The sequence below is a fragment of the Blastocatellia bacterium genome (assembly GCA_025054955.1).
GTDB lineage: Bacteria > Acidobacteriota > Blastocatellia > HR10 > J050 > JANWZE01.
The window spans coordinates 1-11,487 of record JANWZE010000002.1; the positions used below are offsets into that span (position 1 = coordinate 1).

Annotated in this window: 8 protein-coding genes; all 8 read right to left on the reverse strand. The window is 57.7% G+C overall.

Annotated features, from left to right (window positions below):
* Nucleotides 1-12 precede the first annotated feature (12 nt).
* Nucleotides 13-1,182 (reverse strand): MFS transporter, encoded by a 1,170-nt coding sequence (locus NZ823_00085; GenBank protein ID MCS6803528.1) that lies wholly within the window; start codon nucleotides 1,180-1,182, stop codon nucleotides 13-15.
* Between the two features lie 15 nt (nucleotides 1,183-1,197).
* Nucleotides 1,198-2,295, reverse strand: coding sequence for a zinc-binding dehydrogenase (locus tag NZ823_00090; GenBank protein ID MCS6803529.1), 1,098 nt, complete (start codon nucleotides 2,293-2,295; stop codon nucleotides 1,198-1,200).
* Between the two features lie 270 nt (nucleotides 2,296-2,565).
* The gene (locus NZ823_00095) at nucleotides 2,566-3,390 is read right to left on the reverse strand and encodes an alpha/beta hydrolase (GenBank protein MCS6803530.1); all 825 of its coding nucleotides are present in this window, start codon (nucleotides 3,388-3,390) and stop codon (nucleotides 2,566-2,568) included.
* A 19-nt stretch (nucleotides 3,391-3,409) separates the two neighbouring features.
* On the reverse strand, nucleotides 3,410-4,834 hold the full coding sequence (locus NZ823_00100) for an aldehyde dehydrogenase family protein (protein ID MCS6803531.1): 1,425 nt from the start codon (nucleotides 4,832-4,834) through the stop codon (nucleotides 3,410-3,412).
* Between the two features lie 61 nt (nucleotides 4,835-4,895).
* Nucleotides 4,896-8,282, reverse strand: a complete 3,387-nt coding sequence (locus NZ823_00105) for a TonB-dependent receptor (protein MCS6803532.1) — start codon at nucleotides 8,280-8,282, stop codon at nucleotides 4,896-4,898.
* Between the two features lie 128 nt (nucleotides 8,283-8,410).
* A complete protein-coding gene (locus NZ823_00110; protein MCS6803533.1) occupies nucleotides 8,411-9,220 on the reverse strand; it encodes a hypothetical protein in 810 nt (269 codons plus the stop codon).
* Between the two features lie 531 nt (nucleotides 9,221-9,751).
* Nucleotides 9,752-10,111: a hypothetical protein gene (locus tag NZ823_00115; GenBank protein MCS6803534.1), complete on the reverse strand. Its 360-nt coding sequence runs from the start codon at nucleotides 10,109-10,111 to the stop codon at nucleotides 9,752-9,754.
* 301 nt (nucleotides 10,112-10,412) lie between these two features.
* Nucleotides 10,413-11,487, reverse strand: a 1,075-nt coding sequence (locus NZ823_00120; GenBank protein MCS6803535.1) for a serine hydrolase, incomplete at its 5' end; no start/stop codon positions are given.

The following is an 11,487-nucleotide window of genomic DNA, read 5'->3' on the forward strand; positions in this document are numbered from 1 at the left end:
AATGGCTATCCCTCATGCAACCGTTGCCGGTCTGTAGCGATGCCGATCGTAGAGCCGGAAGACCAGTAGCGGAAGCAAGCTCACCACCAGTACCCCGGCTGCGAAGCCGAATTGCTGTCGCGTCCCAAACAGGTCCAACAACCGTCCGAACAGCGCATGGCCAATCACTCCGCCCACGCCAATGAAGACAGCAAAGAAAAGCGCCTGCCCAGTGCTCTTCAGTTCGGGCTTGATGATCTCCGTGATGAGCAGTTGCGACGCCACCAGAAAACCGCCAAATGTGAAAGCATGTAGCGCCTGAACAGCGAAAACAGGCACAACCCCGTCAATGAACAGGTGCGCCGTCCACCGCGTCATCGTCGCCAGCACACAAAGCAACAGCATGTTGAACGCGCCGACTTTTTTGTATAAGCGCACCGAGAAATAGATCAACACGATTTCGGTAACGCCGCCGAACGCCCACGCCGCGCCGATCAAGTTTGTCGGCAGTCGCAGGTCTCTTAGAAAGAGCGTGTAGCCCACCAAGTATGAGGAGTAACCGATGCCGTATAGGAAACAAAAACCGAGAAACCAAAGCACCCGGCGGTCTCGAATCAGCTCTATCGTATCTTTGGAGCGAAGCCCCTGACCATCGCTTTCGATCTTCGGCAGCGTGAAACCAAGGGGGATTTGAATCGCCAACAGGAGAATCAGTCCGTAGAACATGGCCAGCACGTGCGTCTGCCTAATGATCCACCCCATCAGCAACGAGCTGGCCACGAAGCCGAATGCGCCCCAGTGACGAATGTGACCGAAGTCTTTTCCGGTTTGCTTGACGTAGGCGAGCGTGATGGCATCCAGCATCGGGCCTAGCGCCGGCAGAAATGCGCCCACCACAAACATAGCCGTGATCACAATACCAAAACTGCTGGGGATGAACAAAAAGGCGACGTTGGCCAGCAACCCGCCTGCAAGCGCCAGCACGTATAGCTCGGTACGCCGCTTCGTTCGGTCAGCCAGATAGCCCCAGATTAGCGGAGTAAAAATCGTGTGCAGCGGCAGGATGCCTAGAGCGACCCCAATCTGTGTGCCGTCCAGGCCGAGGCTCGCCAGAAATAACGGAAAATAAGGATAGAAGAATCCGACAACCGACCATAAAAGAAAGTACGAAACCGATAGATACACATCCTGACTCAGTCGCATGTCATTCCCTCTCCATCACGGCACGAGCACACTTTTAATTGAAAGCCATCCGGCCGTGCTTTGTAACGCCTCAAACGCGCGATCCAATGAGAAACGATGCGATACCAGACGATCAAAGGGGAATCGCTCGCCTTGCTTTCTCAAAAACTCGATGGCCAGCGCCATGTGACGCGGCTCGCTCGCCCATGAGCCATAAACGGTCAATTGCTTCCGGGTGATGACATGCGGATTGATCTCGGTCGCTCCGGCATCGCCATAGTGGCCGAGCACCAGGTATTTTCCGCCATCACGACACATCTCGAACCCTTCAGGTACGACCGCCGGCATTCCCACACATTCAATCACCACGTCAGCGCCGTAACCGCTCGTAAGCTGCTTGACGCGCTCAATGCGCTCCGTTGCATTTGTGATCTCCTGGATGTTGATCGTATGATCGGCGCCAAACGTTTTGGCCAGTTCCAGCCGATGCGCTGGCCCGCCGATCATAATGGTGGTGAGCGCCCCGGCGCTTTTGGCCACTGCAAGCGCCGCCAGACCGACCGGCCCGCTGCCTTGAATTACAACCGTATCACTCCAACCAATGCCAATGCGCTCGATGCCGTGAATGGCCGTGTTGAGCGCGCAGCCCGCGCCCACGACCATCTCTGTGGATAAATCGCTCAACTTGAAGATGGCCGTGCCGGGCAATAGGTAGTGATATTCAGCATAGCCACCCAAAAGATGAGGAGTATGATCGCAGTTGTAGGTGATCCCGTAGGCTTTGCGCTTCAAGCAGCGGGACGGCTGGCGTTTTTGCACACAGTAGTAGCACTGACCGCAAAGCCGCCCGGCATACCAGGCCACCCGATCTCCTTCCTGAAGCGGTGCGCCTGTCCAATCCATTTCTAGTCCCTCGCCGAGTTTCACCACTGTCCCCACCGTTTCGTGACCGAGAATGAGCGGACGTGGGATCGGCAGTTGCCCTTTCCACAGATGCACATCGGTGCCGCAGATGCCGGCCATCTGCACGCGCACAAGCGCCGCGCCCGGCTCAATCTGATCCGGCAGCGGATACTCACGTATTTCCAACGGCTGATGAAAGTCCGGCATCACTGCCGCCTTCGCTGTTGCCATACCTCATCCTCCCTCCTTGAGAATGTGGCACAGGTGTTCCCGCCTGTGCTCCGTTTTTACTCTTCGTGGCATGCTGTTGCGCATGGGCGACTCCCATGTAAATGTGGCACAGGCGTTCCCGCCTGTGCTCGATTTTCATCCTTCGCGACGTGCTGTTAGACATGAGCGATTTCCCCTTGAGATGTTACACAGGTGTTCGCGCCTGTGCTCCACTCTCATCCTTCGTGGCGTGTCCTGTTGAGTCCGCTCGTAGCGAGTGCTCCCGGGTTTTCAATTTAACGCCTTCAAGAATTCGATCACGATATGATTAAAGGCCTCCGCGTGCTCGATGAAGAGTAGATGCCGCGCGCCCTCCAGCACGCGCAATTGCGAACCCGGAATGCTCGCGGCCAGACGGCGCGAATTCTCCGCCGGAACAATCGGATCATCGTCACCGGTCACAATCAACGTCGGTATGCGCAGCGACGGCAGGCGCGATTCCGTCTCAAACGTGAGGCAGGCGACGAATTGTCGCAACCAGGCTTCACGCGGCGGCAGATGCGCTCGCCTCACAGCAATGAACTCGTTGACCAGATCAGGATGCTCAGCGATGAATCGGTCGCTGAAGCGAAGCGAGAGCCCCTTTCGTAAGGCAACCTCCGGGTCCTCAGCTTCCAGCTCCGAGCGCATCTGCGCTGCCGTCTCCGCTGACATGAGCACGGCGTTTTTCCCACCGAAACTCGATGAGACGAGCACAAGGCTGGCCACCAGGTCGGGGTAACCGAGCGCCAACTCCTGCGCAATATATCCGCCCATCGAGTGGCCGAGCACGTGCGCCCGTTCGACCTTCAGAGCGCGAAGCAGCATGGCTGCATCGTCAGCCATCATCTTAATCGTGTACTCTGTGTCAGGTTTGTCGGACTGGCCCGCGCCTCGATTATCAAAGGCAATGGTGACGAATTCCCTGGCCAGCGCCGGAATCTGCCGATACCAGCTCCAGGCGCCGAATCCCAATCCGGCAATGAGCAGCAACGGAAGTCGCCCAGAATGCTCGTGGGATTCGCCGCCGTGAATTTCGTAATAAAGCTCGATCTCGTTGACTTTGATCTTCGGCATGTTCGCTTGCATTCAGCATTCAGCTCAAATTCAAGACCAGCACGCGCGGTTCGGTCATCTCTTCGATAGCCGAGCGCACGCCTTCGCGGCCAAACCCGGAATCTTTCACACCTCCATACGGCATGTGATCGGCACGATAGGTCGGCACATCGTTCGCCATGAGTCCGCCGACTTCGATCATCTGATAGGCGCGAACGATGCGGTTCACATCACGAGTGAAGACGCCCGCCTGCAATCCATAGCGCGAGGCATTGATCCATCGGAGAGCTTCTTCAAAATCGGTATAACGGCTTACGATGACAATGGGCGCGAATACTTCCTCGCAGCTTACTTTCATCTCCGGCGCAACATCAGTGAGCACCGTCGGCATGAGAAATGCGCCACTGCGTTCACCGCCGATAAGGACCTTCGCGCCGGCCTGAACCGCTTCACGAATCCAGCTCTCGGCGCGTTCGGCGGCAGCCACGTTGATCATCGGACCGACATCGGTGGTTTCATCCTTCGGATCGCCGACGATCAGGTTTCTGACGCCCTCCAGCACCCGCGCCAGAAATGGTTCGTACACAGCCTCATGCGCGTAGATGCGCTGCACGGAGATGCAGGTTTGACCGGCGTAAGCAAACCCGCCTTGCACCGAGCGTCGCGCCGCGTAATCGAGGTCAGCATCCTCATGCACGATGACAGCGGCGTTTCCACCGAGTTCCAACGTGACTTTCTTTTTCGGCACTTGTGCTTTCAACATCCAGCCGACAGCGGCGCTGCCGGTGAACGTGAGTTTCTTGATGCGCTCGTCGGCGAGCATCCGTCCGGCGACATCGTTAGAGCAGGGAAGGACGCTCAAGCCCCCGTCAGGCCAACCCACCGCGCACACCAGTTCGCCCAGCCGCAACGCCGACAGCGGTGTCTGCGGCGCTGGCTTGATGATGATGGGATTGCCCGAAGCGAGCGCCGGAGCCACCTTGTGCGCGACCAAATTCAGAGGGAAGTTGAACGGCGTGATGCCGAGAATCGGCCCGATGGGAAATCGGCGAACGATAGCCCAGCGATTCTCTGACCCGGCCAACCAATCAAGCGGCAGCAATTCGCCGCCCAATCGCTTGGCTTCTTCTGCTGCCACGGTGAATGTCTGCACGGCGCGAGTGACTTCAGTGCGCGCATCGCGTATTGGCTTGCCCGCTTCCAGTGTGATCAGTTCGGCCCATTCTTCTTTGCGTGCGGCCAGCTCGCTCGCTACGCGGCGAAGAACGTCCGCGCGCGCGTAAGATGGCAACTGTCGCGTCGTCTCAAACGCCGAAGCCGCCCGCGCAATCGCTTCGTCAGCATCGTGCGCCGACGCATAGTTGACCACGGCGATCACATCCTGATTGTACGGATTGCGAATCTCCACTTTCTCCGCCGACGTTCGCCGCTCGCCGCCCACGATGAAGGGATACTCTTTCGTCATAGTTCACCTCCCGCGCCGAGAGTTTTAACGACTCGCGGCGCAGGTCGCAACTCTTTCGCGTTCACCAATTCAACTTCAACGCAAATTGAATGACACGCGGGCCCGTGCTCGTGCTGGAAATTCGCCCAAATGCCGCCGACACCACGTTCGAGTCGGGATTGGCAAAACTCGGCGTGTTCGTCAGGTTGAAAAACTCGGTGCGAAATTCCAGGCGCGTTGTTTCTCGGATCGGAATGAACTTGATGAGGGAGAAATCGAGATTGCGCTGATCCGGGCCGCGCAGGATGTTTCGTCCCGTGTTGCCGAACGGCGCGCGCGGATCGAACGTCGCACCAAGCGGTGGCACAAACGCCGCCGTGTTGAAGAAACGATCGAGCCGCGCTATTACCGGCCCACTCAGCTCGGCTGAACCGTTGAATCCCGCTGCGAAATTAGCTCGCGTCAGATTTGTCCCACCGCCGCCACTGGTAGCAAACACAGTGAAGGGCAAGCCGGACTGAATCGCCGCAACGCCGGCGATTTGCCAATCGTTGAGCAGGCGCTGGCCAAGACCTGAAGCACCGCCGTAGAACTTCGGTAGGTCATAGACGAAGCTGTAGACGAACCGATGCGTGCGATCCCAATCCGAGAGCCCGCGATTCAACCGATGATTCTGCTGATCGCCGGGATTGGCCGCCAGATCGCCCGCCAGCGGCCCGGAATTCGTGTCTATGGATTTGCTGAGTGTATACGACGCGAGGAACGAGAGGCCGTGACTCAACCGCTTGGTCACCGACAGTTGCAGCGAATGGTAGTACGATTGGCCCGTCGTTTGAATCAAGTGTGTGCCCGCTGCGATATTGCCGTTGTTAGAAAATCCCGCCAGCGGCGTCACAAACTGCCCCGTCGCCGGATTAAAAACGGGCTGGTTGAGATTGAAAAGCTGCGTGAGCTTGATGCCGCGCGCTCCGACGTAGCCGACCTCCAGCAACAGGTTTCTGACTGCCTCCCATTGAACGTTCAAGTTGAATTGATGCGTGTAGGGCGTGCGAAAGCCTTGATCCAGATAGACGCCGGAAATGGGAATCGGATTTCCAAACTGATCGCGCAGGGGCGAGGGAATCTCCGGCACGACCGGAAAGGCGCTCGGCAGCGGCACGCGAACGAACGGACGAGCGAACGGCAGAGCGATGACTCGCGCCGTCGCTAGTGGAAAGCCGAGCGTCGTTAACAGGCGCGAACCGGCGCCCACCGGCAGGATGAACAGCGGATAGTTGAACAGTTGAATCCCGCCGCCGATCTGTCCTGACGTGCGCACATAGTAGACGCCGTAGCCGCCGCGCACGGCCAACCGATCGTAGGCGCGCAGCAGCTTCCAGGCAAAACCGAAGCGCGGCGCCCAATTGTTCTCGTCCTGCGGAATGAGCGTCTCTTCAACGAGCGGCACGCCGGCAATCGGATTCTTTGCGTTGCCTGCCAGCACGAAACCGTTAGGCGGCGGCCCCTGTCGTCGGTTGCCGGGGAAGAAACCGATCAATCGCCCACGCGCTTCCGTGGCGTAGCCGAGCAGCTCGTAGCGCACGCCAAAATTCAGCGTCAAACGATCATTCACTTTGAAGTCATCTTGAAAGAACGCGCCAAGATCACGAATGCGCGGCTCGCGTTCGGGATCGCCCGTGCCGATGAACGAGATGAACATATCACCTTGAAGGAAATCCACGAAGTTGAGAAATTGCACAAAGCCGCGATTCCACAGGCGAAAGCGCAAGAGGAACGGATAGTGTCGCCCTTCAAATCCGGCGCGGATGTGATGACGACCTCGCACCCAGGTGACCGTATCGCCGTAGGTGAAATGCTCCTGTACAACTTCGGCGTCGAACAATCCTTCAGGACCGAGCGTGAAGAGTCCGAACACGTTAATTTGCGGCAAGCCGGGGAAGAGGCTCCTCAGCGGACTGTCAATGCCGACCTGCGCACTCGTGAGCGGTTCCCGTGGGATGGCTTCCAGGAATATGCGTGAGTAGCCGAACCGCGCTTCGTTGATCAAGCTGGAAGTGAAGACGTGTGTGTCCCGCAGCGAGAAGACGCGATTGTTGCGCTGCAACGGTCCACCCCAGCCGAGCACGGCATTAGCCGGACGAGCCACAAACGACGTGATCGCGGCATCGGTCGTATCATTGTTGAAGAAGAACTTGCCCGACAGCGTGTTGTTCGTCGTGAGGCGATGATCGAGATTCGCGTTGAATTGATCTTCACGGAAGCGCGAGAGTCCCGATTGTGTGAGCGTGGTGAACAGGCCAGCGCTGCGCGGCGGGCTTGGCACCACCAGTCGTCCGTCAGGAAATCGCGCGTTGAGCAGAGCCAGCGCCACGGGATTGATGTTGGCCGCTGTAAGTGGCGGCGCGCCCGGCGGCAAGAGCGTATTGCCCACAGCAGCCAATGCCTCGGCGCTGCGATTGTCGCTCAATGCTGTGGGCAGGATCAAACTTGTGACACTGTTCACAAGTGATGTTCCGTTTCGTTCGCGCGTGCCTTGATAGGAGCCGAAGAAAAACGTCTTGTCTTTGACAACAGGTCCGCCAAGTGTGAAACCGAATTGATTGCGCGTCAGAATCGGACGCTTTTGACCGGATGCGTTCAAGAAGAAATCGTTGGCATTGAGCACGCGATTGCGGAAGAACTCGTAGACGTTGCCGTGAAACTCGTTGGTCCCCGATTTAGTGACGGCCGCGATGGCGCCGCCGCTATTGCGGCCTTGCGACGCATCGTAAAGGCTCGTCTGCACGATGAACTCTTGAATGGCTTCGGTGGCCGGAACGGGCAGATTGAACGTTGAATGCAAGGCGATGGAGTTCGCATCCACACCGTTGATCTGCAGATTGTTCTGCGTCTGCCGCTGGCCGTTGACCTGAATGATGGCGTCGCCGCGTCCTACGTCCGTATTGCGCACGACCGACGCAAGCGTGCCCGGCGAGAGCGCGAGCATCTGTTGGAAATTGCGTGTCGGTAACGGCAGTTGTCGAATTGTGCGCTCTTCGATGACCCGTCCGGTTGTGGGACGATCGGTTTGCAGGAGCGGCGCTTCTTCAGTCACGGTGACGGTCTCTGCGCCGAGTGGGGCGACTTCCAGCGTCACATCCACCGTCGTCGTCAGCGTGATGCGCACGGCGACGTTTTCACGCACGAGTCGGCGAAAACCTTCGCGGCTGAACTCAACCGTATAGGCCCCCGGCGGCAGCAGCGGCACCGTGTAACTGCCCGCTGAATCGGTTTTGGTCTCGCGTCGGATGCCCGTCAGACTTTCTGTCACCATGATATTCACATCAGGAATTACAGCGCCCGCCTGATCGCGCACCGTCCCGGCGATCTGCCCCGTGGAGGCCGTTTGCGCTAAAGTCCGGCCGCTGCTCAACAGGGCGAGGGTAGCAATAAGCAAGAAGGCTAAAAATGTTGGCTTGAGCTTAATCATGATCACCTCCTTGAAGCCGCAGGACAAGCCTCGGAAGCGCATGCTTCCGGCATGCAGCACACAAGATGCGTGCGCTCCCAGCGAGGCTCCCTCGAAGGGCCATTGCCCATAGCAGATGCCGGCGATCGCTATCTCATCAACGCCGCGTGAATGTCGCGCTGCATCTCAGCGACAGCCGCCCAATGGTTCGGAGCAGACAGCAGCGAACTACTCATGGCGGCCGCGCTGCTCGCAGGTTGAATGTTAATCGTGATGTCAATAATCAACTCGCCGGCGAGGAACGCCAGGCCGAATTCAGGCTCAGGCTCCGTCTTGGGAATCCGCACGATGTTCCGAATCCGGTAGCTCCCCGGCTGACCAATCCGCTGCGCAAAATTGACTGCCCAGATATGGATCATCTGACCGGGAAAACCGGCCACCGCGCCGTCAATCGGGCCGATGAACACAACGTTCTCCGGCTTGATGAGATCGTTGTCGGCAAACTTGAAGCCATTCACTTCCAGAATGTAATCGCTCAAAAATCGGCGCAGAAACGATTCTGGCGTGAGCGTCGAACCGATGCGCGCCGGCAGCACCCAACCGACGGCTCCGGGGATGAACGGCGTGTTCGCCCGAATGGCCACCGGACGGTACGTGAGCGTGACGCGGCGTGGCCCGTCGGGAAATTCGCCGGGGTCAAATAGTGGTTCGATGTTGATCTGCGGCGGGCCGGCCACCGCAATGGGGCTGATGAACCGCCCGCCGAAAATGGCGTTCAGGTCTACTACATTTGGCCCCGTCCCCACCACGCGCACGCTCCCGCCAATTGGCCCTGCCTCTGGTGGGGAGACCTCAATAAGAATGGATGGTGCGCCACCCTGCGCCCGGATCACATGGCTTGCGTGCAGGCAGACAACCGCCGCAATGCCGAAACTGACAATTCGATGTACGAGTTTCATACTTTCATGCCCCTCCGTTTCAAGCTTCAGTTCATCGCTCTTGATAAAATTCCTGAGACCTAATTCAGGTATCACAAATGAACGGAGACTGTCAAGTAAAAAGAGCGGGTCAGGAAAGATGCTTTGCGACTATTGACACCGTTAGAGCGGTTTGTGAGTGAGTTTACCCTGGGAACGCACGGTTCCAGCATGCATTAGTCCGCAAGATGTGGGGCACTAGCTAAACGCAACTGAAAATCGCTCTAGAATAGCCGCCTCGAATCTAGCACGTCTCCCTGCGGATTATGATAATGATGCGAATGCGTTCTGAGATGTGGGAAGTGCGGTGCGTTGTCCCACCGTTGGATTTCAGCGACGTCGTACTCCTGATAGGAATAGTGAAGCTGACCGGCTACAGCCCTTAGCCGGATTTGCAGCTTTCTGCCCGTGGTAAGCTGGCAACGGAGCTTGAAGAGAAAGTTATCTGCGTCAATTGGGTCATTGTCGAGGGTCTCAATGGCGATCACCTTGGATGATGCCCGCAGAATAGCTTCAAGCTTTCGCAGCATGACGTAGTTCCGCTTGAATGGCCTGCCATCGCTTCAAGTGTTCTTCAGCCGCCTGCCATTCCTCCAGGTCATCTTCGGCTCGCATGAGCTGCTGAGCACGGGGCAGATGCTGAAGCGCGAGGATCTGTCCGCTACCAGCGTAGAGGGCTTGGACCGCCACAGTAAACGCGCCGAGGTCCATTTGGTAGGTGTTCCTTAATCGTTCGATGCGCTCACGATAGTGCTCAACCTGCCGCTCAACATAGTCCTCGGCCAAGCACTGCAACACTTCCTCATCGCTCCGGTAAATGCCATGTGTGATGAAAGGAGCGGTGATTTTCCTGATCACATCGAGAGATTTCATAGCAGCTTATTAATATCACACAGACTCATGCAGGGACAGCGACCGGTTCATTGCCCACCCACCCATCGCAGGTGGCCAGCACTGCACTAAGAAACCAGCCGAGCACCGCTTGTGGTTTGCCCATCGTCGCAAGGAAAAGCGGAATGGCAAATGGGCGGCCTTACGCCCACGACATGCGGCGCATTGAGCGCGGTGGCTTGCCGCAGGCAAAAGTCGCGCGTCAAATGCGATCGGAATTTTGGTTCATCATCATGACTCGTCGGGATCAATGTGGCGGTTTGCCACGGGGAGCAAACTCGCGTTACTCAAACCAGAGATTGAGCGCCGCGATTTTCCCATCGGCGTTTTGCCTGATGGTCAAGACCCACGACTCTTTCTCGAAGCCGGCGCGATAGCGAAAGCGACGGACCTGGCCTTCATCCTTCCGTTCGAGCAAGTGGAAGGACCGGAGCGCGCCGGCCGGCTCAAGCAGCTCGCGCCACTCTTTGATCGCGTCGGGAAAGAGCGCGGCCTGCGCTTCCGCGGTGAACAGGTCGGCACTGAGAGTCCCGTTTCTCAGCGCAAGCAGTACGTTTTTGAACAACGCCGTTGTTTGTGGTTCTTTGTCTTGGATTGGCTCTTCCTTCAAATCCGGCAGATATAGGCGCGCGATGCCCTGAGCGATGCTGCCAACCGACATCGAACCGCCGCGATTGGTTAAGACAACGACGCTAAAGCGGTCATCCGGCAGCCGCAGAAAATGGCTGCGGAATCCGGGCGTTCCCCCACCATGTTGAACAAATCGGCGACCTCGAATCTCACCCACGCTCCAACCTAAGCCGTAATCCGTCTTCTGGCCATTGGTGAGCGTGGCCGGCGTCCACATTTCAGCCAGACTTGATTTCTTCAGCACCCGTTCGGTGTAGAGCGCCGCATCCCATTTGGCCATGTCCAGTACGGTCGAGACAATTGCGCCAGCCGCACCGGCAGCCGTCGTCGTGAGCGGGTCTAGGTTCACATAGCGATTTTCTACCCACCCGTATCCGCGCGCGCGATTGGGGATGATCGCTTTTGGCTCGCTACTGCGCGTTGCGGTCATGCCGAGCGGTTTGAAGATGCGTTCATCGAGAAAGTCCCAGTACGATCGGCCGCTGGTTTTCTCGATGATGAGGCCGAGCAGATAGTATCCCGTGTTGTTATAGGCCCATTTCTCGCCCGGTTGAAACTCCAGTGGAAACGCCGACACCATTTGGATGATCTGTTCGGGCGTATGATCGTTTCGACAGAGCGTGAGGAAGTCTGTCACCGACGTGTAGCTTTTGATCCCTGAGGTGTGCGCAAGCAGATGTCGTACTGTCACGTCGGCCCATGCCTGTGGAAGTCCCGACAGGTAGACG

Coding starts and splice junctions, on each gene's coding strand:
- NZ823_00110 (MCS6803533.1), bottom strand. CDS start 9,220: ATGAAACTCGTACATCGAATTGTCAGTTTCGGCATTGCGGCGGTTGTC.
- NZ823_00085 (MCS6803528.1), bottom strand. CDS start 1,182: ATGCGACTGAGTCAGGATGTGTATCTATCGGTTTCGTACTTTCTTTTA.
- NZ823_00090 (MCS6803529.1), bottom strand. CDS start 2,295: ATGGCAACAGCGAAGGCGGCAGTGATGCCGGACTTTCATCAGCCGTTG.
- NZ823_00095 (MCS6803530.1), bottom strand. CDS start 3,390: ATGCCGAAGATCAAAGTCAACGAGATCGAGCTTTATTACGAAATTCAC.
- NZ823_00115 (MCS6803534.1), bottom strand. CDS start 10,111: ATGAAATCTCTCGATGTGATCAGGAAAATCACCGCTCCTTTCATCACA.
- NZ823_00105 (MCS6803532.1), bottom strand. CDS start 8,282: ATGATTAAGCTCAAGCCAACATTTTTAGCCTTCTTGCTTATTGCTACC.
- NZ823_00100 (MCS6803531.1), bottom strand. CDS start 4,834: ATGACGAAAGAGTATCCCTTCATCGTGGGCGGCGAGCGGCGAACGTCG.